Annotated in this window: 26 protein-coding genes and 1 other RNA gene; 20 read left to right on the forward strand and 7 right to left on the reverse strand. The window is 38.3% G+C overall.

Annotated elements, in window-relative coordinates:
- Window positions 1-109: 109 nt before the first annotated feature.
- The 3 genes from ACUXV0_RS03150 (at window position 110) to ACUXV0_RS03160 (ending at window position 2,282) form a co-directional block, all read left to right on the forward strand.
- Window positions 110-649, forward strand: a complete 540-nt coding sequence (locus ACUXV0_RS03150; RefSeq protein ID WP_446191612.1) for a hypothetical protein — start codon at window positions 110-112, stop codon at window positions 647-649.
- A 111-nt stretch (window positions 650-760) separates the two neighbouring features.
- Window positions 761-1,252 (forward strand): PspC domain-containing protein, encoded by a 492-nt coding sequence (locus tag ACUXV0_RS03155; protein ID WP_446191613.1) that lies wholly within the window; start codon window positions 761-763, stop codon window positions 1,250-1,252.
- Between the two features lie 28 nt (window positions 1,253-1,280).
- Window positions 1,281-2,282 carry a LiaI-LiaF-like domain-containing protein gene (locus tag ACUXV0_RS03160; RefSeq protein ID WP_446191614.1) on the forward strand — a complete coding sequence of 334 codons (1,002 nt, stop codon included), beginning with the start codon at window positions 1,281-1,283 and terminating at the stop codon, window positions 2,280-2,282.
- Between the two features lie 55 nt (window positions 2,283-2,337).
- Here ACUXV0_RS03160 and ACUXV0_RS03165 read toward each other — a convergent pair whose 3' ends face one another.
- Window positions 2,338-3,558, reverse strand: coding sequence for an ABC transporter permease (locus ACUXV0_RS03165; protein ID WP_446191615.1), 1,221 nt, complete (start codon window positions 3,556-3,558; stop codon window positions 2,338-2,340).
- Between the two features lie 56 nt (window positions 3,559-3,614).
- Between ACUXV0_RS03165 and ACUXV0_RS03170 the strand changes: the two genes are divergently transcribed.
- Together ACUXV0_RS03170 and guaA are read left to right on the forward strand one after the other, a co-directional pair.
- Window positions 3,615-4,754 carry an exo-beta-N-acetylmuramidase NamZ family protein gene (locus ACUXV0_RS03170; protein WP_446191616.1) on the forward strand — a complete coding sequence of 380 codons (1,140 nt, stop codon included), beginning with the start codon at window positions 3,615-3,617 and terminating at the stop codon, window positions 4,752-4,754.
- On the forward strand, window positions 4,754-6,283 hold the full coding sequence (gene guaA / locus ACUXV0_RS03175; protein WP_446191617.1) for a glutamine-hydrolyzing GMP synthase: 1,530 nt from the start codon (window positions 4,754-4,756) through the stop codon (window positions 6,281-6,283). Before ACUXV0_RS03170 ends, guaA begins: the two co-directional genes overlap by 1 nt.
- A 12-nt stretch (window positions 6,284-6,295) precedes the next feature.
- Here guaA and ACUXV0_RS03180 read toward each other — a convergent pair whose 3' ends face one another.
- The 3 genes from ACUXV0_RS03180 to ACUXV0_RS03190 all read right to left on the reverse strand — a co-directional run bounded on the left by ACUXV0_RS03180 (window position 6,296) and on the right by ACUXV0_RS03190 (window position 9,367).
- Window positions 6,296-7,465 (reverse strand): glycosyltransferase family 4 protein, encoded by a 1,170-nt coding sequence (locus ACUXV0_RS03180; RefSeq protein ID WP_446191618.1) that lies wholly within the window; start codon window positions 7,463-7,465, stop codon window positions 6,296-6,298.
- A gap of 98 nt (window positions 7,466-7,563) precedes the next feature.
- Complete coding sequence (locus ACUXV0_RS03185; protein ID WP_446191619.1) at window positions 7,564-8,115, reverse strand: WcaF family extracellular polysaccharide biosynthesis acetyltransferase; 552 nt, start codon at window positions 8,113-8,115, stop codon at window positions 7,564-7,566.
- Complete coding sequence (locus tag ACUXV0_RS03190) at window positions 8,102-9,367, reverse strand: NAD(P)-binding domain-containing protein (protein ID WP_446191620.1); 1,266 nt, start codon at window positions 9,365-9,367, stop codon at window positions 8,102-8,104. The genes ACUXV0_RS03185 and ACUXV0_RS03190 overlap by 14 nt, the downstream gene beginning before the upstream one ends.
- A gap of 326 nt (window positions 9,368-9,693) precedes the next feature.
- Here ACUXV0_RS03190 and hisG point away from each other — a divergent pair, with 326 nt between their 5' ends.
- From hisG to ACUXV0_RS03205, 3 genes are read left to right on the forward strand one after another with little or no spacing between them, the layout of a single operon-like run.
- Entirely contained in the window at window positions 9,694-10,551 is an 858-nt protein-coding gene (hisG, locus tag ACUXV0_RS03195; RefSeq protein ID WP_446191621.1) for an ATP phosphoribosyltransferase, read from the forward strand.
- Window positions 10,552-10,555: 4 nt separating this feature from the next.
- Entirely contained in the window at window positions 10,556-11,815 is a 1,260-nt protein-coding gene (hisD, locus tag ACUXV0_RS03200) for a histidinol dehydrogenase (protein ID WP_446191622.1), read from the forward strand.
- A gap of 5 nt (window positions 11,816-11,820) precedes the next feature.
- Entirely contained in the window at window positions 11,821-12,057 is a 237-nt protein-coding gene (locus tag ACUXV0_RS03205; protein WP_446191623.1) for a 4a-hydroxytetrahydrobiopterin dehydratase, read from the forward strand.
- Between the two features lie 174 nt (window positions 12,058-12,231).
- Here the strand turns inward: ACUXV0_RS03205 and ACUXV0_RS03210 are convergent, their stop codons facing one another.
- Window positions 12,232-12,366 (reverse strand): hypothetical protein, encoded by a 135-nt coding sequence (locus ACUXV0_RS03210; protein WP_446191624.1) that lies wholly within the window; start codon window positions 12,364-12,366, stop codon window positions 12,232-12,234.
- A gap of 77 nt (window positions 12,367-12,443) precedes the next feature.
- Between ACUXV0_RS03210 and rsmI the strand changes: the two genes are divergently transcribed.
- The 12 genes from rsmI to ACUXV0_RS03270 all read left to right on the forward strand — a co-directional run bounded on the left by rsmI (window position 12,444) and on the right by ACUXV0_RS03270 (window position 24,613).
- Complete coding sequence (rsmI, locus tag ACUXV0_RS03215) at window positions 12,444-13,127, forward strand: 16S rRNA (cytidine(1402)-2'-O)-methyltransferase (RefSeq protein WP_446191625.1); 684 nt, start codon at window positions 12,444-12,446, stop codon at window positions 13,125-13,127.
- Window positions 13,124-13,870 carry a 3-oxoacyl-[acyl-carrier-protein] reductase gene (gene fabG / locus ACUXV0_RS03220; protein WP_446191626.1) on the forward strand — a complete coding sequence of 249 codons (747 nt, stop codon included), beginning with the start codon at window positions 13,124-13,126 and terminating at the stop codon, window positions 13,868-13,870. The genes rsmI and fabG overlap by 4 nt, the downstream gene beginning before the upstream one ends.
- 11 nt (window positions 13,871-13,881) lie before the next feature.
- Window positions 13,882-15,960 (forward strand): VWA domain-containing protein, encoded by a 2,079-nt coding sequence (locus tag ACUXV0_RS03225; RefSeq protein ID WP_446191627.1) that lies wholly within the window; start codon window positions 13,882-13,884, stop codon window positions 15,958-15,960.
- A 3-nt stretch (window positions 15,961-15,963) separates the two neighbouring features.
- On the forward strand, window positions 15,964-16,899 hold the full coding sequence (locus tag ACUXV0_RS03230) for a Smr/MutS family protein (protein WP_446191628.1): 936 nt from the start codon (window positions 15,964-15,966) through the stop codon (window positions 16,897-16,899).
- Entirely contained in the window at window positions 16,844-18,262 is a 1,419-nt protein-coding gene (locus ACUXV0_RS03235; protein ID WP_446191629.1) for a DUF4403 family protein, read from the forward strand. The genes ACUXV0_RS03230 and ACUXV0_RS03235 overlap by 56 nt, the downstream gene beginning before the upstream one ends.
- Window positions 18,263-18,283: 21 nt before the next feature.
- An RNA gene (rnpB, locus tag ACUXV0_RS03240) (RNase P RNA component class A) lies at window positions 18,284-18,663 on the forward strand.
- Between the two features lie 97 nt (window positions 18,664-18,760).
- Window positions 18,761-19,360, forward strand: coding sequence for a 30S ribosomal protein S16 (locus tag ACUXV0_RS03245; protein WP_446191630.1), 600 nt, complete (start codon window positions 18,761-18,763; stop codon window positions 19,358-19,360).
- Between the two features lie 76 nt (window positions 19,361-19,436).
- Entirely contained in the window at window positions 19,437-19,967 is a 531-nt protein-coding gene (gene rimM, locus ACUXV0_RS03250) for a ribosome maturation factor RimM (RefSeq protein WP_446191631.1), read from the forward strand.
- A gap of 4 nt (window positions 19,968-19,971) precedes the next feature.
- Window positions 19,972-20,655 carry a tRNA (guanosine(37)-N1)-methyltransferase TrmD gene (gene trmD / locus ACUXV0_RS03255; protein WP_446191632.1) on the forward strand — a complete coding sequence of 228 codons (684 nt, stop codon included), beginning with the start codon at window positions 19,972-19,974 and terminating at the stop codon, window positions 20,653-20,655.
- Between the two features lie 98 nt (window positions 20,656-20,753).
- Window positions 20,754-23,210, forward strand: coding sequence for a DNA gyrase subunit A (gene gyrA / locus ACUXV0_RS03260; RefSeq protein ID WP_446191633.1), 2,457 nt, complete (start codon window positions 20,754-20,756; stop codon window positions 23,208-23,210).
- Window positions 23,211-23,242: 32 nt separating this feature from the next.
- On the forward strand, window positions 23,243-23,428 hold the full coding sequence (locus tag ACUXV0_RS03265; RefSeq protein ID WP_446191634.1) for a DNA gyrase C-terminal beta-propeller domain-containing protein: 186 nt from the start codon (window positions 23,243-23,245) through the stop codon (window positions 23,426-23,428).
- Between the two features lie 102 nt (window positions 23,429-23,530).
- On the forward strand, window positions 23,531-24,613 hold the full coding sequence (locus ACUXV0_RS03270; RefSeq protein ID WP_446191635.1) for a tetratricopeptide repeat protein: 1,083 nt from the start codon (window positions 23,531-23,533) through the stop codon (window positions 24,611-24,613).
- Between the two features lie 289 nt (window positions 24,614-24,902).
- Here ACUXV0_RS03270 and ACUXV0_RS03275 read toward each other — a convergent pair whose 3' ends face one another.
- Both ACUXV0_RS03275 and ACUXV0_RS03280 read right to left on the reverse strand, forming a co-directional pair.
- A complete protein-coding gene (locus ACUXV0_RS03275; protein WP_446191636.1) occupies window positions 24,903-25,349 on the reverse strand; it encodes a helix-turn-helix transcriptional regulator in 447 nt (148 codons plus the stop codon).
- Between the two features lie 445 nt (window positions 25,350-25,794).
- A complete protein-coding gene (locus ACUXV0_RS03280; RefSeq protein WP_446191637.1) occupies window positions 25,795-26,613 on the reverse strand; it encodes a 2,3,4,5-tetrahydropyridine-2,6-dicarboxylate N-succinyltransferase in 819 nt (272 codons plus the stop codon).
- Window positions 26,614-26,879 lie beyond the last annotated feature (266 nt).

Raw genomic sequence — 26,879 nt, forward strand, 5'->3', positions numbered from 1 at the left:
AATTTAGTGTCTGTTTGAACACTTTCGAACGCAAAGTTAAGCACAATAGTTTGCCTTCGCTTGTCTTTTGGTATTTAAGCCTCTTTATTTGCCCTCAAAAACGAGAGAAATGTTAAAAAAACAGGTTTTGGTTAACGGAATTTCTAACCTTTCAGATGCAAGATATTGTGCTGGCATGATGGTAGACTTTCTAAGTTTTGAACTAAATGAAAATCACCCTGACTTTATTCCGTGTGAAAAAATCAAAGAAATAAGAGATTGGTTAAGCGGACCAAAAATAGGAGGGAGAGTAAGTGAATGGCCTACAGACTATCCATGGGAAGACCTAAAACCTGATTTTTTAATCATTACTTCGTCAGATCTTCTTTCAAAGGCCAGCGATATCACTGATAAAATATTTCTTGAAACTAAGGAGGCTACTACTGAAGAAGGAGTAGGAGCGTTTATTATTTCAGATATAAACAATGCCGACGATCCCGAAATCGCTTATTTTATTGAATTAGGTGATTCTAATCTAAGCGTAGAAGATGTTCTGGAAAACGATCTTATTCACGGGGTGAGTTTAAGAGGTCAGAAAGAAACCAGACCAGGTTTTAGTCAATATGATGAACTAATGGATGTTCTGGAAGCTCTGGAAGAAGACTATTAGTTTTCAAACGAGTATTTCACACCTTATCAAGACTTCTTACCACTCGTGTAGTTTGCAATACCAAGTACCGACTGATGTTCTACTTTTGTTTTGAAAGAAAAGCAAATAAACATGAAAAAGCGACTAAGACGGATAAAGAACAGCAATTCAGTTCTTGGTGGAGTTTGCGAAGGGCTTGGTGAGTATTTCGGGGCAGATCCTGTCATATTCAGAATTATATTCGCCATCCTGTTTTTTACACCATATCCGTCATTTATTACTTATCTGATTTTATGGATTGTACTGCCTGAAGAAGAAAACGTTTTTGCATACTCAGACGGCAACTATGATTCATCAACATTAAAAACAACAAATTTTACAACTATGAGCAATCATTCTAAAAACGGAAATCTTGTCGGAGGAGTGATCCTTATCGTACTGGGAGCCATCTTTGCCTTCCGCACCTTCTTTGACATTAACCTATTTCATTACATCGGAAAAATGTGGCCTTTATTCTTAATCGGCCTTGGAGTATGGATTATCGTTAGAGATAAAGACGATAACGGTTTTGATTCAAATAACGGTTATAATGACCAAAATACAGGAAGTCAGGATACTTTCTAATCGAAAGAACTCTTAACCATAATAAACGATGAGGAAAAAGAGCAATATATTCCTGGGAGCAATTCTGGTGGCCGTAGGTGTGATATTTCTGGGGTTAAATTATGACTTCATAAATTTCGACTACTCCTTTAGACAGATTGCAGCGTTTTGGCCAGTTCTACTTATTCTTGCCGGTGTAGCGGTACTTCTGCATGAAAGAAGATCTTTTTATAACCCTACCACAGCGTTGCTTGTAGCATTTGCCATACCATTAGCTATCTACAGTGTAGCTTCAGATGGTGTTGAAGAAATCAAAGATGAACTGGAAACAGAACTGAATTTTGATTTTGATGATGATGATTGGGACTACGAAAGAAAAAAGTGGTCTGAAAGCGGATCATCAAGTGAACGTGGAGATAGAACGGAACAAGATTTCGGAATTCCTTATTCATCAAAAGCTGATAAAGTTAAGCTTAAGGTAGGTGGAGGGGCCGCTGAGTTTCACCTTAGAGAAAGCGAAAGCGATGTTTTTGGAGCTACAACACTGCTAAACCTTGGCTCATATCAGATTTCAGACGGACTTAAAAACGGGGTTCATGATATAGAATTTGAAATGAGAGAACGGAAGAACAAATCTTTCAATTTTAGTGATGACAATCATAATGAAGTTTTTCTTAAACTGAATAAAAAGCCACTTTGGGATATTGAGTTGGCAATCGGTGCCGGTGACCTTGATTTTGATTTGAGCGAATACAAAATTGAGAATCTGGAGATTAAAACGGGAGCAGCCTCTGTTGATGTCAAGTTGGGTGATTTATTGGACAAAACCTATGTAGATGTAGAGAGTGGTGTTGCTAAAGTAGCAATCGCTGTTCCGGAAGAAGTAGGATGTGAAATCATCATGGATGGAGCCTTGAATTCAAAAGATTTTGACGGCTTTAAAAAAGAAGGAAGTTCAACTTACAGAACAGACAATTTTAATTCTGCCAGTAAGAAAATCTTTATTGATGTTTCCAGCGGACTGTCATCTGTTTCAGTAGATAGATATTAAATGATAGAATAGATAATCAGGGAGACCGGTGTTGTTATTCAATACCGGTCTTTTTTTATTCCTTGTACTTTAGGGCTTTTACAGGTGTAATTTTCTGAATAGCCCAGGTAGGAAGACTAACGATCAAACTCACCACTAAGACTGTACCGATATTGATAAGTATTATCACAGGCCAATTCCAGTTAATGGGCACATAGTTCATGTAATAGCTTTCAGGATCAAGGGGAATAAGTTTTAATTGATCCTGAATGAAACAAATCCCTAGTCCAATCAAATTTCCAATCAGGAGACCTTTGAGAATAATTTGAACGGCGTTAGCCACAAATATCTTCTGTATAAAGCCATTCTGAGCACCTATAGACTTGAGCAGGCCTATCATTGGCGTTCTTTCCATGATCATAATCAGAAGCACTGAAACCATATTAAAACTGGCCACCACCATGATTAAAAATATAACTATCACAATATTGCGATCGAGAAGGTTAAACCAATCGAAAAAAGCGGGCATCATTTTGCTCACCTCCTTAACTTCTAAATCTTGAGGAATTTCATCATATAACTGACTTACAGTCTTTTCTGCGAGATTTAAATCCTTCAGAAATACCTCAGAGTGTCCGATTTGTAAAGAATCCCACTGATTTATTCTACGAAGCAAATCTAAATCTACTATGGCGTTTGACTTATCAATTTCCTCAATTCCAGTCGAATAGATACCTACAATTTTGACTTTTCTAGCTCGAGGTGGCTGCTGAATAAAATAGATGAGTAAATCATCATTAAGCTTTACATCCAGTAAATTCTTTTGACGTTCGCTTATTAATATCTCTTTAGCATAAGAGCCATCTTCATAAGAAATTAAGCGGCCTTCTGTTAAATTACCTTTAAAAAAGGTACTGTCATAGTTGTTATCATATCCTTTCAGAACTACTCCGGAAATCTCATTCTCAGATTTAAGCAATGCCGATTTCAGACCAATTGCATTTATTGAAGCTATGTTTTCATTCTTAGCTAAAATTTTTCTGAACGATTCGCTATTTGTAAAAGGAACTTCGTCAAAAGATTGATTGAGTGTAATTTTACGAATCTGTAAGTGGCCAGACATACTAAACAGCTTCTCTTTTATAGTGTTTTTAAAGCCTAGTAAAACAGAGAAAGAAATGATGATAGCACTTACGCCAATGGCAATACTTGCAATGCCAATATTGATGACAGATGAAGAAAAGGTCTTACCTTTGGTTTTACGAATTTTCTGAGCCAGAAAGAGTTCAGTTTTCATATATGATAAAACAGTTCTTAATTAAGTCTTTTCTAGTTTGTCTATTGGTTTCGCCAATGGCCTGTAAAGCTAAGTCAAACTCTTCAAATAGTCCTGAAAAAATTAAAGTAGGTGCCGAACGAACCGAGCTGTACATTCCAAAACTGGAAGGAAAAAAGGTAGGTCTTGTGGTTAATCATACTTCACAGATTAATGAAACACACCTTCTAGACTCCTTAATTTCACTTGGCATCAATGTCCAAAAGATTTTTGCTCCAGAGCACGGTTTCCGAGGAAAAGCAGACGCAGGAGAACACATCAATAACGAAATAGATCAAAAAACGGGCATTTCGATAGTCTCACTTTATGGTAAAAATAAAAAACCATCAAATGAACAATTAAAAGGACTGGATATTTTGGTTTTTGATATACAGGATGTAGGAGTACGATTTTACACATACATCAGCACACTTCATTATATTATTGGGGTAGCTGCTGGAAACGATATTCCTCTGATCGTATTAGACCGCCCGAACCCAAACGGGCATTATGTGGACGGGCCTGTAAGAGAAGAAGGTTTTGAGTCATTTGTAGGAATAGATCCCATACCTGTAGTATACGGTATGACCATAGGGGAGTTGGCTCAAATGATCAATGCTGAAGGCTGGGCTTCCTCTAAAAAAGCAGACCTTTCTGTAATTACTTGTGAGAATTATGATCATTTGACCAAATACTCACTACCTATTAAACCTTCTCCAAACCTGCCAAATGATCAGTCAATTTTACTTTATCCTTCGATCTGCTTTTTTGAACCGACCAAAATAAGTGTAGGCAGAGGAACCGATACTCAGTTCCAGGTTATTGGCGGACCGGACAAAAACTTAGGTCTATATACCTTTACTCCGGTAGATAAACCCGGTGCCAATAATCCGGTAAATGAAGGCATTCAGTGTTATGGTTTAAACCTGACGGAAGTAAATGCCTATGAACAAGGCTTTGATATCACTTACCTTTTTGAGTTTTACCAGAAATATTCTGACAAAAAAGGCTTTTTCACCAATGAAAGGTTCTTTAATCTATTGGTCGGAAATGATTGGCTACTGAAAGACCTTAAAGATGGAAAAACTGCAGAAGAAGTCAAAAGTAAGTGGCAAGACGATATAAATAAATTTAAAATAAAACGATCTAAGCACCTTCTATACCCAGATTTTAACTAATGGAAGAAAAAATAATCATCATTGATTTTGGTTCTCAATACACTCAGCTCATTGCCAGAAGAGTAAGAGAATTAAATGTTTATTGTGAAATACACCCATTTAGTAATATCCCTGAAATCGGCTCAGACGTCAAAGGGGTCATTCTTTCAGGGAGCCCATGTAGTGTTCGTGATGAAGAGTCTCCACGAATTGACACTGCGTCTATCATTGAAAAAGTACCTCTTCTTGGCGTTTGTTATGGTGCACAGCTACTAGCTCAAACCATGGGGGGCAATGTGCAAGCATCTACCACCAGAGAGTACGGTAGAGCGATTTTGACCGAGAAATCTGATGATAATATCATCTTCAAAGGGATTCCGGTTGACTCTCAGGTATGGATGTCTCACGGTGACACCATTACTGATCTTCCATCAAATGCACACATTATTGCGTCAACTGACTCAGTAAAAGTAGCAGCATTTAAGTTTGATGACCAGCAGATTTTTGGTATTCAATTTCACCCGGAAGTAACACATTCAGAGCACGGGAAACTATTGCTTCAAAACTTCCTGGTTGATGTTTGTGGCTGTAGCCAAACCTGGACATCTGACTCATTTGTAGAAATGACTGTGGCCGAGTTAAAAGAGCAACTAGGTGATGACAAAGTGGTATTAGGACTCTCAGGTGGGGTAGACTCCTCTGTAGCTGCTATGCTCATCCATAAGGCTATTGGTAAAAATTTATTCTGTATTTTCGTAGACAATGGTTTGCTTCGCAAAAATGAGTTTGATGAAGTACTGGAATCTTACAAAGGATTAGGCCTTAATGTAAAAGGTGTAAACGCCAAAGACCGCTTCTATGATGCTTTAAAAGGTCTTACTGACCCAGAAGATAAGAGAAAAGCTATTGGTAAGACTTTCATTGATGTTTTTGATGATGAGGCTCATCAGATTAAAGATGTCAAATGGTTAGGTCAAGGTACAATTTACCCGGATATTATAGAATCAGTTTCTGTTAAAGGCCCTTCAGTTACAATTAAATCTCACCATAACGTAGGTGGTCTGCCAGACTACATGAAACTTAAGGTGGTAGAGCCTCTAAAACTTCTTTTCAAAGATGGGGTAAGAGATGTGGGTAGAGCCATTCACATGCCGGACAATATTCTAAAAAGACATCCTTTCCCTGGTCCTGGTTTAGGAATTCGTATTCTTGGTGATATTACTGCAGAAAAGGTCCGAATCCTTCAGGAGGTAGACTATCACTTTATTCACGGCCTGAAAGAGCACGGTCTTTATGATCAAGTTTGGCAGGCAGGTGCCATGTTATTACCGGTACAAAGTGTTGGTGTAATGGGAGATGAAAGAACATACGAAAGCGTAGTAGCTTTAAGAGCGGTAACCAGTGTAGATGGAATGACAGCGGACTGGGCCCATCTACCCTATGAATTCTTAGGAAAAGTATCCAACGATATAATAAATAATGTAAAAGGCGTAAACAGAGTAGTTTACGATATCAGTTCTAAGCCTCCTGCTACTATAGAGTGGGAATAAAGTAAAGCCCGATTAATTAGGGCTTATAGAACTTTCAAGATCCAGGGACTTTGATTTTCCATTCATTAGTTCCTGGGTCTTTTTGGCTTTATGACCTTTAAACCTTCTCACTTCTAACCAACTACAGACGATCAGATACAGTGAGAATACACTTATTACATAAAGTGAAAGTGCGGTATTATTGAAAAAAGTCCTCAAATAATAGGTAAAGACTGTTAATCCAATGGTCAGTGCGTACAGAGTTAAACTTGCTGCCACATGGCCCATACCGTTATCTACCAACAGGTGATGTAAATGAAGTCTATCTGCCGCGAAAGGTGATTTTCCTTTCAGAATCCTCAAACCAAATACACGCAGCGTATCAAAAATTGGTACGCTTAGAATTACTATTGTTAGAACAGGAGCACTTACGTAGTGACCGTCTGGTGAGAAATTATAAGACTCATTAAGTTGAATAAACTTAATGGCTAAGACAGTCACCAAATATCCCACAATCAAGGAGCCAGTGTCTCCCATGAATATCTTACTGGTTTTAGAGAAATTATATCTTAAAAAGCCCAATAAAGAAGCAGAAAGCGAAAGGCTTAATGCCGCCATAGACCAATATCCATTCAATAAATACCAAAAACCAAAGCCAGCACTGGCAATCATCCCGATACCTCCAGCTAAACCATCAATACCATCGATAAGGTTGAATGCATTAATTAAAGCAACAAAGATGAAGATCGTTACCATAACACTCGCGAAGTAGGGAATCTCATGAATACCTACAATTCCAAAGAATGAGTTTATTCTTAGATCACTTCCGACTACAACAAGTAAAGCTGCTAAAATTTGAGACGCAATTTTCTTTAAGGGAGCCAGTGCGTACATATCATCTTTCAAGCCCAAAAAGAATAAAATTACTAAACCAGCAAGAACTCTATGAACCAAATGTTCTTCATCATTAAAGTTCCAGATCATATAACCCATTAGTGTTCCGGCAAAAATTCCGACACCACCGAAGGTAGGAGTAGGGCTTTCGTGAGAGCTTCGCTTTACAGGATTCTCCATGAGTCCTCTCATAATACAGATGTTTCTGATTACGGGAGTAGCTCTCCAGGTGACGGCTAAAGAGACAACCATCGTCAGAATGACCTGGATATTTTTATCACGAATTAGTTCTTCAAGAACAAGATTCATTAATGCACTTTTGTTTAGAACCCTCCAAAATTAGAGAATTATTGACTCAGGACGAAATTTTGTACTATTCCAAGCCCGAAACTTTATTTTACGGGAATTCATTTCACTATTTCCCTATTCTTTACATATTCTGCAGGATTTCCCCTCCATATTTCATAAGGTTTAGTACCTTTTGATAATACACTATTGCCTGCAAGCATAGAGTGATTTTGCATGGTTACACCACCAGTTACTATACTTCGCACGGCCACCCAGACACCGTCTTCTAAAACTATTTCTTTGGTGATCAAATCAAAAGTGCTTTTATTAAAATCATGATTACCTGAGAGCAGCATTGCACCCTGAGAAAGGCAGCAATTAGCTCCAATTTTCACAGTTGTCAGATTGTCTATCCATACTTTCTCACCAACCCAACTGTAGTCTCCAATTTCCAAAAACCACGGATACTTTATGTTTACTTTCGGCTTAATTATCACACCTTTTCCAAGCTTAGCACCAAATGAACTCAGTACCGTTCTTTTTATTGTCATCGGAATAGGCAAATAAGTGTTGATAAAGATACGACCTACAATATGCCATAAGGTACGCTTTACTAAAGATCCGGGTTGATACCAGGAATTATCATATGTAGATAAATCAACTTTCAACATCCTTTATTCTTTCAATAAGCATACTGCTTAGTTTTCTACCTTCTTCCAGTCGATCTTTCAAAAACTCTTTCGTTTTCATGAAATGATCGTTATAACCTTTTTCATTTCCACTCTCTACGATATGAGCCCATTCTTGCACCGCAGTATGAAAAGCCAAATCATCTTTCCTAATCGTCAAATCATTTACGGCTGCTTCAATACTCTCATCAAGTAACTCTTTATTTAAGAACAAATATTCGGCCATTCCTACCCGAAGTTTAAAAGGAGGTGTCTGACAGATCAAATTATGATATGGATTTGTTCCTAATCGTGCCCAGGTAAGCACCATGGCCATCAAACTTAAATGTGAATTTGGCTTGTGTTCTTTAGGCGGATTCAGTGAAAACTCCTTCATAAGATCATCATTCAGCATCAATGAACCATTAAAATCTTTGAATACTAGGTCTCTCGCCTGATAGATTAGGTCTTTCAGTTCATCCTTTTCTCCGGAGATCATACAGCCGAAAATATCATTCTCAGCCATAGCATAGGCTCTTACATCCGATTTGGAGAAAGGGTTTTGCATGGCCATTCCGGCATACACATGATGTTTATAACTGTAAATTCTAAGTGTAAGAAGCAGTTTGAGGTTATCTAATCCGCTATTGAGTAATGGATTCTCCCAAGGGAAAACACCCATATGCATAAACGATGTACCTATACTCTCAAAACCAATATGAGTAACTACCTGAATGTCAGCCATCATCTGATCATGAGCCGCACCTGATTCAAGAATCTCAATCTTTGACCCAAAACACTCGAACATTGTCTTTACTTCCTCAAAGTCTTTCTCCGATATACGCTCAGGAATAAGAACTAAAGTTTGACCTGCCGGATCTACATGAGGACCATGAAGCGAATGAAGCGTAGCTATGTTGACATTGGTATCCAGATACTTTTTGAAAGCATTGATCTCAGGTGTCTTTACTGAGGTTTGACCAGCTACTATTTGACCTGGTTTGATAAACTTAGCTGCTTCATAAACAACCTGATCAATTTTTGAAGTTTCTACACTGAAGATGATGAAGTCAGATTGAGCTGCTACGGGCTCAATTTCATTGAAAATAGCAACCTCTAAATCATCCTTAAAAATTGAATTTAAAGTCTCAATATTTTCAGGTAGATCGCAGGCATACACAGAATAACCAGCTCGAGAAAATACTCGGGCATACAACTGCCCCATGTCTCCCATACCGATTATTCCGATTCTCATATTGCTCTATTTTTGGAGCAAAACTATAAGTTTTTCTATCAGAGACTGATAAATGAAAAGATAAACAAGCTTAAAATGATAAAGCCTGTCAAGAGTGTTATAATCTTTGATTGGTATTTCGCTTTTTTCCGCGTCTTTGAATAGTAGGCTAATTGTCTCATTTGGTTCTGTTTAGGATTATTTTGAAAAGCACTGTTCCCAAATCTAACTCTTTAGAATTGAATTTTCAAAAAATATTGAAAATTAATTTAAAACAAGTTCTTTCTTGCCACGGCTAAAAGCCTTCTTTACCTTTGAGGCCCATTATAACGGTAAATAAAAACTGAATGAGCAATCTCAAAATAGCCATCCAAAAATCAGGTAGGCTTAGTGACGACTCCATTAAATTATTCAAAGAGTGTGGGATCAAATTTGAAGTAGGAAAAAGTAAATTAAAGTCTACTTCCAGAAACTTCCCGGCAGATTTTCTTTTTCTCAGAGACGATGATATTCCAGGCTATGTAGAAGATGGCGTAGCAGATGTAGGAATAGTAGGGGAGAACGTCCTTGTAGAGTATGGTAAAGATGTGGATACGGCGAAGGCACTTGGTTTTTCAAAGTGCAGGTTATCGTTAGCAGTTCCCAGAGAAGTAGATTACCCAGGTATAGAATATTTTGAAGGAAAAAGTATTGCTACATCTTATCCTAATCTTCTGAAAAAGTATTTGGATAAGAAGGGCGTCAATGCTCAGATACATATCATAAGCGGCTCTGTTGAGATAGCTCCGGGTATAGGCCTTGCAGAAGGTGTGTGTGATATCGTAAGTACAGGAGGTACTTTGCTCAGCAATGGCTTGAAAGAAGTCGAAGAGATTTTCCAATCTGAAGCTCTTATGATTTCCAACAAAGGGCTTTCGGATGAAAAAAGAGTTTTACTGGAAAGTCTACTATTCAGAATCAACGCAGTTCAGAAGGCCCAAAGCCATAAATATGTATTGCTAAATGCACCGAATGCTAAAATTGACGATATCATCAGAGTAATGCCGGGAATGCGTAGTCCTACCATCACTCCATTGAAGCAAGAAGGCTGGAGCTCTATACATTCGGTTTTAAAAGAAAGCGACTTCTGGGAAAACATTGAAACCATGAGAGAAGCCGGAGCAGAAGGTATTTTGGTTATTCCTATTGAGAAAATGATTTCGTAAAATCATGCAAGAGTTCTTTAACCCCGAAAGAAAAGACTGGAAGAAGATATTGGCCAGACCTACGGCTGATATGGCTGAAATAGAGCAAAGAGTTATCCCAATAATTGATGCTGTCAGGCATCAGGGAGATGAAGCTATTCGCAAATTTGCCTTAGACTTTGACAATATTTTACTTAATGATTTCGAGGTCAAAAAAGAGGAGTTACAAAAAGCAGGTGAAAAACTTGATGAAGAGCTAAAGTCTTCAATAGACCAGGCCATTGACAACATCACCAAGTTTCATTCAGGTCAATTATCAGAACCGGATGTGATAGAAACAATGCCCGGTGTGGAATGTTGGAGAAAGTCTGTCGGTATAGAGAAGGTAGGTATTTATGTGCCTGGAGGTACAGCTCCTCTATTCTCTTCTGTTTTAATGCTGGCGATTCCTGCCAAACTGGCTGGTTCTAAAGAGATTATACTTTGCTCGCCAAGCAATCACCCGGCTATTTACTATTGTGCTCTAAAATGTGGTGTTTCCAGAGTATTTAGAATAGGAGGAGCTCAGGCTGTAGCAGCTCTGGCCTATGGCACTGAAACCGTACCTCAGGTATACAAAATCTTTGGTCCTGGTAATCAATATGTAACAGCTGCGAAGCAATTGGTAAGTAAAGAGGGCGTGGCTATCGATATGCCAGCCGGACCATCAGAGGTGGCTGTTTTAGCGGACGAATCGTCAAATCCTGCTTTTGTGGCCGCAGACTTACTATCTCAAGCCGAACATGGAATTGACAGCCAGGTAGTTCTGGTAACTACTGACCAAGATGGAATTGAGACAATAAAAACCGAGATTTCAAATCAACTAGCAGAACTTCCGAGAAAAGAACTGGCCTCTAAATCACTGGAGAACTCCAAGATTATCTATTTCAATAATCAGGAAGAGGCCATTGAGCTTTTAAATGAATATGCTGCAGAACACCTCATTTTGTCTGTTGACAATCCTGATGAGGTAGGAGAGAAGATCATTAACGCTGGTTCCATATTTTTAGGTCATTACACACCGGAGTCTTGCGGAGATTATGCCTCTGGTACCAATCATACCTTACCTACTAACGGCTTTGCAAAAGCTTATTCAGGTGTTTCGGTTGATAGTTTTGTGAAAAAGATTACTTATCAAAGAATTAGTAAGGATGGCCTACAAAAACTTGGGCCTGTTGTGAGCAAAATGGCGGAAGAAGAACAACTTCAAGGTCATTCAAATGCTGTAAAAGTGAGACTAAAGTAGTGACTATGAGCTGGAATACTGAGGACGACAAACTGGTCAAAACTTTTGAATTCGAAAACTTTTCTGAAGCCTTTGGTTTCATGACAAGAGTAGCCATACTTTGCGAAAAACAGAATCACCATCCAACGTGGTCAAATACCTGGAATAAAGTGAAGATTGAATTGACCACTCATGATGCCGGTAATTCAATTACTGATAAAGACAGAAAGCTGGCCGAGTCTATTGATAAAATAGTCTCATAATCAGAGAATTAAACAATTGTTTCAACATTTATAGACATTGAAACTATTGTGTTATAGTCTATGAAAGTGTTAGATCGGGTTAAATTTCGCCCGAATTTAGACCCACATGTATTACCTGAATGTTAAGTCGTTGAAAATCAATACTTATCAAGATTTCAACAAATGTCTTTTGCACTAGAAGTTTGTAGACTTGGGTTTACTTCTTAAATCGTTCAAATAACTTCTTGGTACAGTCAATTCATCTTTGGTATCTTTAAGCAATGCGAAAAACACGGCACCAATAAGAATAAGTAGAGTAATAATGATCATAAGTGGTTGATTAATAGTTATGATCTAGCGGTGCAATTTTCAGTCCAAATTTTAAGAAAGTATTTTTTCATTTCAATATGCCCTTACACGTTGTACCTACACCTATCGGAAATCTCGAAGATATTACACTTCGTGCTATTCGATTTTTAAAAGAGGCTGATCTCATATTGGCCGAGGATACACGTAAAACTGGCATTTTATTGAAGCATCTGGAGCTAAAGAAGCCCATGCAAAGCTTTCACATTTTCAATGAGCACAAAACCCTTAAAGGAGTTATTCAAAAGCTAAAAGAAAATCAAAATATCTGTCTGGTTTCAGATGCTGGTACTCCAGCTATCTCTGATCCTGGCTTTCTTTTGGTTAGAGAATGTATAGCAGAAGAAATCGAGGTTGAGTGCCTTCCTGGTGCCACTGCTTTTGTACCTGCACTTGTGAATTCTGGTTTGCCATCTGATAGTTTTGTTTTTGAAGGTTTTTTACCCGTTAAGAAAGGAAGACAAACCAAACTTACCGAACTAGCAGCAGAAACTCGAACAATGATTTTTTATGAATCACCACACCGACTTCTGAAAAGTTTAAGTGATTTTATCGAGTATTTCGGTGAAGAGAGACAAGCCTGTGTTTCCAGAGAATTGACAAAAATTCATGAGGAAAATGTAAGGGGTTCGTTATCCGAAATTCTTTCTAATTTTGCTGACCGCCCTATTAAGGGTGAAATTGTAATCGTAATTGAAGGATTAAACAGAAAAAACAATAAATGAGCTTACTAAAAGGTAAAACTGCTCTTATAACAGGAGCTTCAAGAGGAATTGGAAACAGCATTGCCAGAGAATTTGTAAAACAAGGTGCTGATGTTGCTTTCACCTATCTTTCAAGTGTAGAAAAAGGAGAGGCCCTTGAAAAAGAACTTTCTGCCGATGGTGCCAAAGTTAAAGGCTACCGCTCAGATGCCTCTGACTATGAAGCGGCTCAGGAATTAATTAAAAATATTTTGGCTGATTTCGGTCAAATCGATGTAGTTATCAATAATGCAGGAATCACCCGCGATAACCTTTTAATGAGGATGGATGAACAGCAGTGGGATGATGTACTACGTATCAACTTAAAATCTGTTTTTAACCTCACAAAGGCCGTAACCCGACCAATGCTAAAGGCCAGAAGTGGTTCTATCATCAATATTACTTCAGTGGTGGGCTTAATGGGAAATGCCGGTCAGGCGAACTACGCTGCTTCTAAATCTGGGATTCTAGGATTTACTAAGTCTGTAGCCAAAGAACTAGGCTCCAGAAATGTAAGATGTAATGCCATAGCACCTGGTTTTATTGAAACAGAAATGACTGAAGAACTGGATGAAGAGCAATTGAAAGCTTGGTTAAGTGGTATTCCACTAAAACGAGCAGGTAAAGGACAAGATATTGCGAATGCATGCATCTTCCTAGCCTCAGATATGTCTTCTTACGTTACAGGTCAAACCCTTACCGTAGATGGTGGAATGGTCATGTAAGCCAAGAATTAATGAAATCAGAATTCGTTTATAATCAGCCTGCCTGGCTAATATTGGTCTGCGTTATCGTGGGGCTGATATATGCTGCAGCTCTGTATTTCAGAGAATCCAAACAGACCGGTTATTTAAAATATATACTAGCAGGAATAAGAGCCGCATTAGTGGCTCTTATCTGCTTTTTATTGGTTAATCCTCTTCTACGATCATACTCCAATAGAAGTATTAAGCCAGTGCTGGTAATTGGTCTGGATGATTCTAAATCAATGAATTCGGCTGACAAAGAATCTCTTAAATCGTTGAATGCATTTATTGAAAATGCAAAAGAAGACTTTGAAGATTCTGATTATGAACTCGTCATAAAAAATATCAGTGCCGAAGACATTGAGAACGCTGATTCGATAAAGTTCAATGACAGAAAAACCGACTTAGGGGCGTTCTTCAGAAAAATTGAGAATGAGTTTGAAGGTCAAAACCTCAAAAAAGTCATTCTTCTATCAGACGGTATAGCTAATACCGGTATTACTCCTACTAATTCTAACTTTTCCTACTCTGTGGAAACGGTTGGGGTAGGTGACACTACAATAAAGAAAGATATTTCCCTCAAAGGCTTAACGGCCAATAAGCTGGCGTATAGAGGAAATGACTTTACCCTTAAAGTAGATGTATCCGCAAAACTATCATCTGGACAGAATTCTGTGGTTCGTGTTTTACAAAACAATGAGACACTTAGGCAACAAAATGTCACTTTCAAAAATGATGACGATTTTCAGCAATTAACCTTCAAACTGCCTGCAAAGGACATAGGAAAACAAAGGTATCAGGTTCAGGTTCTCCCGATCTCTGGAGAATCAAATACTAGAAATAATACGCGAGACCTCATTATTGACATCATTGATGGTAAAGAGAAAGTCATGATTCTTGCCAACTCTCCTCACCCTGATGTGAAAGCTTTAAGAGGAATTTTGGAGAAAAATGAATTGATGGAAGTTACTGCTTTCAATCTGCAGTTTGATGATCAAAGTAAAATTATGGGTCAGGATTTTGACTTATTAATTCTCCATCAATTACCTTCAAAAACGGACAAAAACTCGGTTGTAAGCAGGTTGCTGGCTAAAATGAAGCCCACCTTTTTTGTTCTCGGTGCACAGACCGATCTTAATCTTTTCAATGGGATGCAAGAGGTTCTGGGAATAGCTGCTTCAGGAAATAAAACTGACCTTGTTACCGGAACAGAGAATACATCGTTTAATCGTTTTCAAACATCTGGAATGGTTGAAGACGTTTTAAATACACTCCCACCCATTAACAGTCCGTTTGGTACCTATCGTCCATTTCCAGGCTCAGATATAGTTTTATATCAAAAAGTAGGCTCGGTTATTACTGAAAGACCACTCTTGGCCATTAACACATCCGCCAATAGAAAAGCCGCGGTTTTAGCTGCAGAAGGGCTCTGGCAATGGCGGTTAGAAGAGTACTTCGAAAATGAAGAACATGCGGCAATTGATGAAATCATTTTAAAAACGGCCCAGTTGATTGCAGTTAAGGATGATAAGAATAAGCTCAGAGTTTATCCAACTCAAAATGTACTGAATCTAGATGAAACCGTTGAGTTTCAATCTGAACTCTATAATGACCTTTTTGAAAAAATACCTGAAGGAAAGATAAATCTTAAGATTAAAGGGCCTTCCTTTGATCAAACCTTTGAATATGAAGTGAGTGCTCAAAACTCACTTTTCTCTGTTCGTAATCTGGAACCGGGTGTTTACAGCTTTACTGCCAATGCAACGATTTTGGGTAAGCCTGAAGAAAGTAGAGGGCAATTTATTATTCGTGATATTGACCTTGAAAGCATCAATACCACGGCAGATTTTAATGTCCTTAGAAGCATTTCAGAAGCTTCAGGAGGTTCGTTTTATGAATTGGATCAATTAGATGAAATGGTACAATCCATTCAGCAAGAAGACGTACCCTCCCGACTTGTAAGTGTAGAGAATTTAAAAGAAATCATTAACCTGAAATGGCTACTTCCTCTACTTTTGCTTTTAGCTACGATAGAGTGGGGCATTAGAAAATATAAAGGATCTTATTAGAACATGGGAGTATTAGAAGTAGGTGATAAAGTGAGGATGTTACGCTCTTCAGAAGAAGGCGTTGTTTTGAAAGTTTCGGGGAATATCGTGGATATAGAAACCACTGATGGTTTCGTAATTCCTGTTACAGTTGCTGATCTGGCGAAGGTTTCTAACGACGAGCAGAAATTCTTCAGACAAACCCCTTCAACCTCATTAAGCACTGAAAGTAGTAGTCCTGACTCGTTATTTGCTCATAGATATGAAGAAGCCATTACCTTGGCTTTTGAAGAAGTTTCAGAAATGAAGCTCCGAGTTTGGCTCATTAACCATTTTGACGCTGATGTACACTTTGTTCTATCTCAGAAAAAGAAAAATGCGTTTGTAAATTTCAGCTCAGGCAACTGTAAAAAAGGTGAAGAGGTAAAATTAGATCTTGAACTGCCAAAGTCTGATTTTGACAAATGGTCAAAGCTCTTAATCCAGCTACTTTCATTTAAGAAAGGAGAACAGTCAAAACCATTGCTCACAAAAGACATTCATCTGAAAGCTTCATCTGTATTTAAAAATGTGGGCTTGATAGGGAATACCAATAAAAAGGGGTACTCCTCAAAAGTATCTTTAAAAACAGAAGAAACGATAAAGCAAGAAGAGAATGAGTATTTTCAGCCAAGCTTACTCGTAAAGAATAAAACTATTGACCTTCATGCAGAAGCATTAGGGCTGAATCCCAACAACCTCGAGCTCTTAAAAGAACAGTTAGGATTTTTTAACAAAGAATTTGACTATGCCATCGCCAATGATTTGAGTGAGTTAACCGTTATTCATGGAGTAGGGAATGGTGTTTTGCGTAGCAGCATCCATAAAATAATTGCGAAATCTGAATATGTTGAATGGTTTAAAGATGCCCAAAAAGAAAAGTTTGGTTACGGTGCTACCATCATCCATTTTAAGGCTTAGCCTGTTTCTATTAACTGCCATTGTCTTTACAGGCTGTAATAAGAAAATAGCCCCAGAGTCACCTTTTGAAGTTTACGATACGGCCAAAATCGATAGCCTGAAAAAAGAGGTTTCATACATCACAGTTCCTATTGATTTAAAGGTAAGTGAAATTGAAAAACAAATAAACCAGCAGTTTAGTGGGCTTCTCTATAATGACGATAGTTTCGATCAGGACGATCTAAAAGTCAAGATTTGGAAACAATCTGATTTAAAATTCAAGGCTAAAGCAAATGGCTTTTTCAGTTTTGAGGTTCCTTTGAAAGTATTTGTTGAGAAACAGGTCAAAGTTTTGGGCATGACCCAAAGCCCATCTACAGAGTTTGAGATCAAAGCCGCCTTTTCTTCTAAACCGTTCATATCTAGCAACTGGGAGCTAAAAACGCTAACGAATGCAGACGGTTTTGAATTTATCACAGAGCCTCGTTTAAAAATGGGTGGGTTTTCAATGCCTATCACAGGAATTGTAAATAATCTGATTGATAATTACCAAGGAACAATTGCCAGAATGATTGATGAGTCTGTAGCCAATCAAATAGATATCAAAAGCCAGGTTTTGAGTATATGGAACAAACTAAAAACGCCACAATTAGTCTCAGAGGAATATAATATCTGGACCTCTGTAGAACCCCAGGATATTTTGATGACTGAATTAAAAACTGATCAGAATTCAATCAGAACCAAGGTCTCTATTAAAGCATTTATAAATTCCAGTGTGGGTAAAACACAGAAAACCATAAGAACTTCTACTGATTTGCCTCCTATCAAGTTTGTAACCGACCTACCCGAAGGTTTTGGTGTTTATTTATACAATTGGGTAACATTTCAGCAGGCTGAAAACATAGCAAATGACTTGTTCAAAAGCACTAAATATACTTTCTCAAAAGGACGGGTTATTGAGGTAACAGGCATCGGCGTTTATGGCTCAAAAAACAATAAACTCATCATCAGACTCAATACCACGGGTGATTTGGATGGCACCATTTTTTTATCAGGAGACCCTTTCTATGATGAAAAGAAGAGAGAGCTGATTCTCAAAAACACGGAGTTTGATTTAAAAACTAAAAATGTGTTGAAAAAAGCAGCTCTTTGGGCCATGGAAGGAAATTTAGAAAAGAGTATTGAATCTGATTTTGGTATTCCTGTTGATCCCATATTTGAGATGGCTCAATCTACCGTGAATGAGCTTATGAAAACTAAGCTATCAAACGGCATTCAGCTGGATGGCGGTATCGATGAAATTATTCCTATGGGCGTAAGCCTTCAGCCAGAAGGTCTGATGACGATCGTGAATATTAAAGGAGATTTAAGTATTAAACTCTAGAATAGGCGTAAGTTTGCATCTGAAACAGGCTGACCTATCGCTCCGAAGAATATCGGAGAGGAAAGTCCGAACAGCTAAGAGCATCATGCTACCTAACGGGTAGGAGGCAGGCCGGGAACAGCCTGTCTACAGAAAGTGCCACAGAAAATATACCACCTCGATTTATCGGGGAAAGGGTGAAAAGGTGGGGTAAGAGCCTACCGTGCTGGTGGTGACATCAGTAGCAGGGTAAACCTCATGAGCTGAAAGATCAAATAAACCTCAAATTTCCATTTGCTCGGTGGAGACCTCGGTCGTTGGGGTGGGTAGATTGATAGAGGTTTTGAGCAATCAAAATCCCAGATAAATGATAGGAGTCACTTTGGTGAAGACAGAATTCGGCTTACAGGCCTGTTTCTTTTAATTATTTAGGGAGTGTAGTTTTATTATTATCAAAGTATTAGTACTTTTGCACTCCGAAAATTAAACCGGGGACGGGATCCCCATTAAATCAAGATTATGGCTGTAAAAATCAGATTATCAAGACACGGTCGCAAGAAAAGAGCAATCTACAACATCGTAGTGGCAGACGCCAGAGCTCCTCGTGACGGTAAGTTTATTGAAAAATTGGGTCAATACAACCCGAACGTTACTCCAGCGGGTCTGGAACTTAACGACGAAAGAGCACTTTACTGGTTAATGACCGGTGCTCAGCCAACAGATACTACTCGTAAGATTTTATCTGTAAGAGGTTTGATGCTTCAAAAGCACCTTCAGGTAGGTGTGGTAAAAGGAGCTATCTCTCAGGAAGAAGCTGACAAGAAATTAGAAGCTTGGAAAGGAGAGAAAGAAAAATCTAGAGAAGAAAGAATCGCTAAATTATCTTCGGATAAAGACGCTGCTAAGAAAGCTGCTCTAGCTGCAGAGCGTAAGAAGAAAGAAGATATTGAGGCTAAGAAAAAAGAAGCAGAAGCTGCGTTAATTGCAGAAGCTGAAGCTGCTGAGGCCGCTAAGGCTGCAGAAGCTGCTGGCGAGGAAGCTACAGAAGAAGCTCCTGCTGAAGAAGCAACTGAAGCACCGGCTGCTGATGCTGCCGCTGAAGAAGGCGAAAAAGAATAAGGAATTCAACTTCCTGTAAAAATCCTCACTATTTTAGTGGGGATTTTTCATTTACAGGAAACTATAAAAGAAAAACATGACAACGGACGACTGTTTTTTTCTGGGAAAAATTACGCAGACTCACGGCCTCAAAGGTGAGGTAATTCTATGGCTTGACGTAGATGAGCCAGAGCTATATGCAGAACTAGATTCTGTATTTCTAAAGTTTGGTAAAGAACTCGTGCCTTATTTCCTGGAAAATATTCAGATAAGAGGAAAAAAATCAATCGCCAAGTTTGAGGATATAGACACCATTGAAGAAACAGACTCTATTATCAACAAGGAGCTCTATTTACCTATGGATAACCTGCCTGAGCTGGATGATGACACCTCATTTTATTATCACGAAATCATCGGTTTTGAATTAATAAGCGAAGAAAATAACGAAACGCTGGGCACTATCACCAAAGTATATGAAGGCTCAGGCCAGGACTTAATTGCCTTTAATATTGGCGAGAATGAAATCCTAGTCCCTGTTTCAGATGATATCGTAAAAACAATCAATAGAGAGAAGAAGACGCTTCTTGTGAATCTTCCAGATGGTTTAATTGACCTATACACTGAGTAAACCAATGCAAATAGACATCATAACAGCATTACCTGGTCTTATTGAAGGTTTTTTTGCTCATTCTATAGTCAAACGAGCCAGAGAAGGAGGGAAGGTCAGTGTCAATATCATTGACCTGAGAGACTACGGAATAGGAAAAAGCCGACAAATAGATGATTATGCCTTTGGCGGTGGAGCGGGAATGGTGATGATGATAGAACCTCTTGTCAATTGCATAGAAGATTTAAAATCAAAGGCTGATTATGATGAAATCATTTATATGACTCCGGACGGAGATGTATTTGATCAAAGAACAGCCAATAAACTTTCGCTCTCGGGCAATATCATGATCATCTGTGGTCACTACAAGGGTATTGATGAAAGAGTGCGTGAGAAGTACATTACAAAAGAAATCTCGATAGGTGATTATGTCTTGAGTGGTGGTGAAATTCCGGCGGCGGTAATAACGGATGCCATAATACGGTTAATACCCGGAGCCATGAATGACGAAACATCTGCTCTGACAGATAGCTTTCAAGATAGCCTTCTAGCACCTCCTGTTTATACCAGACCAGCTGAATATAAGGGACTTAAAGTTCCGGAAATACTCCTCTCTGGAAACTTCAAAAAAATAGAAGATTGGCGTACTGAAAAAGCCATTGAAAGGACCAAGGAAAGACGTCCTGACTTGTGGAAAAAAACATTATGATCAGCGGCCAAAAATGGCTATTTTTGATCAATTAAAGAGGAGGGTAAAGGCCCTCATTTCAAACAACAAATACCTTAAAATTCTTCGCAATTTAATTTATGGCAGAGGAAAACGAGAACCCGATACCAGAATCAAGTCCAAGAGGAAATATCATCCCTATTAACATTGAAGACGAAATGCGTGGAGCCTACATCGATTATTCGATGTCGGTGATTATATCGCGTGCTTTACCAGATGTAAGAGATGGATTTAAGCCTGTTCACAGACGTGTACTTTATGGTATGTCTGAGCTTGGCGTTTATCATAACAGACCATATAAGAAATCTGCCCGTATTGTAGGGGAGGTTTTAGGTAAATATCACCCACATGGTGACTCTTCAGTTTATGACACCATGGTTAGAATGGCCCAAGAGTGGTCATTACGCTATCCGTTAGTTGATGGCCAAGGAAACTTTGGCTCTGTGGATGGTGATTCACCAGCTGCCATGCGTTACACTGAGGCTCGTCTGAAGAGAATTGCTGAGGAAATGCTGGCCGATATCAATAAAGAGACGGTTGACTACCAACCTAACTTTGATGATTCACTAAGTGAGCCGTCCGTTTTGCCAGCAAGAATACCAAACCTGCTACTGAATGGTACAAGTGGTATTGCGGTAGGTATGGCTACCAATATGGCTCCTCATAACCTTACTGAGGTAGTAGAAGGGATTAAGGCATACATCGCCAATCCTGAACTGAGCATAGAAGACCTGATGGTTCATGTTAAGGCACCCGATTTCCCAACCGGCGGTATCATCTACGGTTACTCTGGTGTTAAGTCTGCCTTTGAAACAGGTAGAGGACGAATTGTGATTCGTTCTAAAGCCGGTTTTGAAACCAGCAAAACAGGAAGAGAACGGATTGTGGTAACAGAAATACCATACATGGTCAATAAGGCGTCGATGATTGAAAAGACGGCTGCACTGATCAATGAAAAGAAAATTGAAGGTATCTCAGATATCAGAGATGAGTCTGATAGACAAGGTATGCGAATCGTTTACGACTTAAAGCGTGACGCAGTACCTAACGTGGTTTTAAACAACCTTTATAAATATACCCAGCTACAATCATCTTTCAGTATCAATAACGTGGCCCTTGTCAAAGGTAGACCGTTTACGCTGAACCTTAAAGAGATGATTGGCCACTACGTTGATCACAGAATTGATGTGATTACACGTAGAACAGAATACGAACTAAAAGAAGCTGAGAAAAGAGCTCACATACTAGAAGGTTTATTGATTGCACTCGATAACCTGGATGAGGTCATTGCTCTCATCAGAGCTTCTAAAGACCCAGATGAAGCAAGAGAGGGTCTAATGACCAAATTTGAGCTTTCAGAAATTCAGGCCAAAGCTATTCTGGACATGCGTTTACAGCGTTTGACTGGTCTGGAAAGAGATAAGATTATTGCAGAATACGAAGAGATTAAAAAGTTGATCGAAAGATTAAACGAAATCTTAGCCTCTGAAGATGTGAAGAAAGAGCTTATTGTAGAAGATCTGGAAGACATTAAAGAGAAATACGGTGATGACCGTAGATCTGAAATAGAAATGGCTGGTGGTGATTTCAATATCGAGGATATGATTCCTGATGATGAAATGCTGGTGACAGTTTCTAACGAGGGTTATGTAAAAAGAACCCCTCTTCATGAATACAGAACCCAAAATAGGGGTGGTGTAGGCTCCCGAGGAGTTAAAACTAAAGATTCTGATTACACAGAGCATTTATTCTCAGCTACCAACCATAACTACCTGTTATTCTTTACCGAGAAAGGTAAATTGTTCTGGTTACGTGTATTTGAGGTTCCGGAAGGCAATAAAACCTCAAAAGGTAGAGCCATTCAAAACCTGATCAATATTGAGTCTGATGATTCAATTAAGGCCGTTCTTAATGTCAAGACATTGACTGATGATGATTATATCAATAATAATTACATCATCATGTGTACTAAACAAGGTACCGTTAAGAAAACATTGCTGGAAGCATACTCTCGTCCGAGAGTGAATGGTATCATTGCTATCAATATCAACGAAGGTGATCAACTTCTGGACGTTGCACTGACGAATGGTGATAATCATATCATCATTGGTGCCTCAGAAGGCAAAGCCGTACGTTTCCATGAATCGCAGATAAGAGCCATGGGTAGGGGAGCTACCGGAGTGAGAGGAATCAAATTATCAGAAACAGATCATGCCATCGGTATGGTTTGCGTTTCTAGAGATGATGCTCAGTTAATGGTAGTCTCAGAAAATGGTTACGGTAAACGATCTGATATAGAAGAATACAGAACTACTTCTCGCGGTGCCAAGGGAGTAAAAGCTCTGAACATCACAGATAAAACAGGGAAACTTGTTGCCATCAAAGAAGTTACTGATGAAGATGATTTGATGATTATCACGATCAAAGGAATCTTAATTAGAATCAACAGAACTACTTCTCGCGGTGCCAAGGGATCATCACAGATAAAACAGGGAAACTTGTTGCCATCAAAGAAGTTACTGATGAAGATGATTTGATGATTATCACGATCAAAGGAATCTTAATTAGAATGAGCGTGTCCGATCTGAGAGTTATGGGTAGAGCTACACAAGGTGTTAAACTCATAAAACTGAACTCAAATGACGGTATTGCTTCGGTAACAAGAATTGTTAAAGAAGAGGAAGATGAAGAGTCAGAAGGAGGAGAAGTCGACGAAAACGGTGAAAGTGAAGAAAATTCGACAAGTGAAGAGTAGTTTGTTAAGGTCTTGTTAAAACAGCACGAATAAATAAACTATTTTCGCAGTCGTAAGTCAAAAGACTGAAAATAAAGTAAAGAACTAACAATTACATACCTAATGAAAAAACTTGTTTTAGGATTAGCTCTTGTATCTGCATCATTTCTAGCAAATGGTCAAAGCATAGAAGATCTTACCAAAAATGCTCAATGTGAAAGCTTAGAGAATACCTTAAAGCCATTACTTAAAAGTTCTGAGCACCCGAAAAGAGGTATCAAAGCTTCTACATGGGTAAAACTTAGTGAGGCTTACGCCAATTATACTACTGCATGTGGAGCAGATTCTGCTTCTGCCATCAAAGCCTGGGATGCAATTCACAAGGCTAAAGAATTAGATACGGATGGCAAAATGGCTGACAAGATTGACGAAGTCATGCACGGACAGTTAATGTATTCAGCAATTGTAAACCAAGGTGTTGCTCATTATAACAGTGGTAACCTTGAAAAAGCAACTGAATATTTCCATATCGGATATGCAGTAGACCCAAGTGATACATTAACCTCTCTATACGCCGGTATTTCTTCGAATGAACTTGGCGATACAGAAATGGCGAAAAAAGCATTTATCCATTATATCGAAAAGGCTAATGGGGATGATGCATCTGCTTTCTATACCTTAAGCAACATGGCTAAGGCTGAAGGAAATATCGATGAAGCTATCGGTTGGTTACAGAAAGGAATTGATAAATCAGATAACAAAGACCTAAGAGGGGAGTTGGTTAATATCTACATTCAAAATGATATGTTAGATAAGGCAATTGCAGACCTTGAAGAGCTATCAGCGAATGATCCTTCAAATACAAATGTTAAGTTGAACCTCGGTCTACTTTATGATAATCAAGGAAATACAGCAAAAGCTGAAGAAATTTACCATGACATCTTAAAGATTGATCCAACGCATTACGATGCGAACTTTAGTTTAGCTGTTTTACACTTCAACGAAGCCGTAAAGGTGAAAAAAGAAGTTGATGCTATGGATATGAAAACCTACCAGGAAAAAGGTGCTGAGATTGAAGCTAAAGCTTGTGCTAAGTTCCAGGATTCTAAGCCGTTCTTTGAGAAATGTCTAGAATCTCAACCAGATTCAGCTGAGGTGAAAGAGAATTTGAATAATCTGAACAATGTACTTGCCCAGTGTAAGTAATCACATGATTTTATAATAATAGAGGAGAGTAGATTTAACTGCTCTCTTTTATTTTATCCAAAACTCTATTTAACATAATATATATTATACAACATCTATTTGTCGTCTTTCCAAACCTTGTTCTTAATACCAATGCCAAGTAGGAAAATCATACATGGTATAAGAAAATACAAGGTAGTTTTTACTGGTTGACCATAATATAAATCTATTCCTAATGCAATAATAGAAAGAGCTAAGGCTATTGCAGGTAGATATAAGTAGGCAAGTTTACGTGAGCCCATAGTAGTAGTTAAGCTGGGTTAAATTCACTAAAAGATTTGTCATCATAAAATACGACAATCTTTGTTATCTTTTTTGCTTCTCCAGATGTAAAATTAGTCATCATTTCAGACGCCTGAGAATCGAATAATCCAGGGACACCTGTATTCTGATTCAGGATTTTCGATTCTCGTAGCTTAGCTAATTCTTCTCTGCGTTCTTCATCATCAAGCCTCTTAGCTATTTTTTTTAGCACATCCTTAGGTAAATCTTCCCCATCGAAAGTCCATTGAATACCCAGTTCAGGAAATTTTTTTAGGATTCTCTGAATAATATCCAAACTTGGCTTATTTCTGCCAGCTGTAATATGGCTAATCACAGGCCTACTAACCTCTACATAGTCTGCAAATTTTGAGCTTGAAAACCCTATTGATGCTATTAAGTCTGCAATTTTTAAGTTTAACTCCTCTAATTCCATATTCTAAGAATAATGCAATACTTGATTATAGATATTGCTTTATGTTATAATTACTATACACAAATGTAAATTCATAAATTAACATTTGCAAATTAACATTTATAAACAAGGAAATTCTGGGATTAGGTTTTCTAAACTGACATAAAACACTCATAATAAGTGCTATTTCAACTACCAATTTGCAAGCCTTTACATTAGTGAATTGAAAAATATTCTCAAGAAAGTTTTGAAAGATTAAAATATTATGCCCACATTTGAATCATAAAGAGCGGAACACAAAAGGATTTCCGACTTGCGTTTCCTAAAAAAATACAATTTTTTGCTTTCCTAAAATGACAATTTCGCCCTTTGCGGCACCAAAAGAAAAGCCCGAACGTATTACCGTCCGGGCTTTTTTAATTACGCTAGATATCAGCGAAATTACACGACTTAACTCTGTCTCAGATTAAACAGCTACGTTATTATCTCTCAAGGCCTCATTAAGCGATGTCTTTAAATCGGTACTTTCCTTTCTTTTACCAATAATCAGAGCACACGGGACCTGATATTCTCCAGCAGGGAACTGCTTTGTACGAGATCCTGGGATAACAACACTATTAGCTGGAACTTCACCTTTGTAGATGACAGGCTCAGACCCAGTAACGTCAATAATTTGTGAACTCTTTGTAATAGTGACACCAGCACCTAACACAGCTCTCTTTCCTACTTTAACACCTTCCACTACGATACATCGTGAACCAATAAATGCTCCATCCTCAATAATTACCGGAGAGGCCTGTGCTGGCTCCAAAACACCACCAATTCCAACACCACCGCTTAGGTGTACGTCTTTACCGATTTGAGCACAGCTACCTACTGTTGCCCAGGTATCCACCATAGTACCAGAATCCACATAGGCACCGATATTTACATAGCTAGGCATTAAAATGGCCCCTTTGGCAATGTATGCACCATATCTTGCTGTCGCAGGTGGCACCACTCTTACACCAGCTTCGGCATAATTAGTCTTCAGACGCATTTTATCATGATATTCAAAAATACCTACTTCCTCAGTTTCCATTTTTCTGAGTGGGAAATAAAGAATAATTGCCTTTTTCACCCATTCATTTACCTGCCAACCGCCATCAGCCAAAGGTTCTGCCACTCTTAAAGCACCTTTATCAACTTGCTCTACGACTGTTTCTACAGCTTTGATTACTGCAGGGTCACTTAATAAAGACCTGTCATCCCAGGCCTTCAATATGATGTTCTGATCGATTTCCATTGAACTTTTTATAGAAAATTTAATTAAACAATTACTTTATATAAATAATATTAACTCATTGATTTATAGGGATATTAACTACTATAAGGAAACTCAAAATACAATTGCTAAAAATTGACTTTTACTTATCCAAATAATATTTTGCCAGCTAAGGTAATGAGCAAAAACGAAACAAAAATAAAACATATATTCTGATTAGCCCCTCTCCTGCTCTACTTTACAAATTATAGCACAGGTTAAATTGTGCTATTTTTATTAGCCTTCCT

The organism is Jiulongibacter sp. NS-SX5, assembly GCF_052828545.1.

Coding starts and splice junctions, on each gene's coding strand:
- ACUXV0_RS03150 (WP_446191612.1), top strand. CDS start 110: ATGTTAAAAAAACAGGTTTTGGTTAACGGAATTTCTAACCTTTCAGAT.
- ACUXV0_RS03155 (WP_446191613.1), top strand. CDS start 761: ATGAAAAAGCGACTAAGACGGATAAAGAACAGCAATTCAGTTCTTGGT.
- ACUXV0_RS03160 (WP_446191614.1), top strand. CDS start 1,281: ATGAGGAAAAAGAGCAATATATTCCTGGGAGCAATTCTGGTGGCCGTA.
- ACUXV0_RS03165 (WP_446191615.1), bottom strand. CDS start 3,558: ATGAAAACTGAACTCTTTCTGGCTCAGAAAATTCGTAAAACCAAAGGT.
- ACUXV0_RS03170 (WP_446191616.1), top strand. CDS start 3,615: ATGGCCTGTAAAGCTAAGTCAAACTCTTCAAATAGTCCTGAAAAAATT.
- guaA (WP_446191617.1), top strand. CDS start 4,754: ATGGAAGAAAAAATAATCATCATTGATTTTGGTTCTCAATACACTCAG.
- ACUXV0_RS03180 (WP_446191618.1), bottom strand. CDS start 7,465: ATGAATCTTGTTCTTGAAGAACTAATTCGTGATAAAAATATCCAGGTC.
- ACUXV0_RS03185 (WP_446191619.1), bottom strand. CDS start 8,115: ATGTTGAAAGTTGATTTATCTACATATGATAATTCCTGGTATCAACCC.
- ACUXV0_RS03190 (WP_446191620.1), bottom strand. CDS start 9,367: ATGAGAATCGGAATAATCGGTATGGGAGACATGGGGCAGTTGTATGCC.
- hisG (WP_446191621.1), top strand. CDS start 9,694: ATGAGCAATCTCAAAATAGCCATCCAAAAATCAGGTAGGCTTAGTGAC.
- hisD (WP_446191622.1), top strand. CDS start 10,556: ATGCAAGAGTTCTTTAACCCCGAAAGAAAAGACTGGAAGAAGATATTG.
- ACUXV0_RS03205 (WP_446191623.1), top strand. CDS start 11,821: ATGAGCTGGAATACTGAGGACGACAAACTGGTCAAAACTTTTGAATTC.
- ACUXV0_RS03210 (WP_446191624.1), bottom strand. CDS start 12,366: ATGATCATTATTACTCTACTTATTCTTATTGGTGCCGTGTTTTTCGCA.
- rsmI (WP_446191625.1), top strand. CDS start 12,444: ATGCCCTTACACGTTGTACCTACACCTATCGGAAATCTCGAAGATATT.
- fabG (WP_446191626.1), top strand. CDS start 13,124: ATGAGCTTACTAAAAGGTAAAACTGCTCTTATAACAGGAGCTTCAAGA.
- ACUXV0_RS03225 (WP_446191627.1), top strand. CDS start 13,882: ATGAAATCAGAATTCGTTTATAATCAGCCTGCCTGGCTAATATTGGTC.
- ACUXV0_RS03230 (WP_446191628.1), top strand. CDS start 15,964: ATGGGAGTATTAGAAGTAGGTGATAAAGTGAGGATGTTACGCTCTTCA.
- ACUXV0_RS03235 (WP_446191629.1), top strand. CDS start 16,844: ATGCCCAAAAAGAAAAGTTTGGTTACGGTGCTACCATCATCCATTTTA.
- ACUXV0_RS03245 (WP_446191630.1), top strand. CDS start 18,761: ATGGCTGTAAAAATCAGATTATCAAGACACGGTCGCAAGAAAAGAGCA.
- rimM (WP_446191631.1), top strand. CDS start 19,437: ATGACAACGGACGACTGTTTTTTTCTGGGAAAAATTACGCAGACTCAC.
- trmD (WP_446191632.1), top strand. CDS start 19,972: ATGCAAATAGACATCATAACAGCATTACCTGGTCTTATTGAAGGTTTT.
- gyrA (WP_446191633.1), top strand. CDS start 20,754: ATGGCAGAGGAAAACGAGAACCCGATACCAGAATCAAGTCCAAGAGGA.
- ACUXV0_RS03265 (WP_446191634.1), top strand. CDS start 23,243: ATGAGCGTGTCCGATCTGAGAGTTATGGGTAGAGCTACACAAGGTGTT.
- ACUXV0_RS03270 (WP_446191635.1), top strand. CDS start 23,531: ATGAAAAAACTTGTTTTAGGATTAGCTCTTGTATCTGCATCATTTCTA.
- ACUXV0_RS03275 (WP_446191636.1), bottom strand. CDS start 25,349: ATGGAATTAGAGGAGTTAAACTTAAAAATTGCAGACTTAATAGCATCA.
- ACUXV0_RS03280 (WP_446191637.1), bottom strand. CDS start 26,613: ATGGAAATCGATCAGAACATCATATTGAAGGCCTGGGATGACAGGTCT.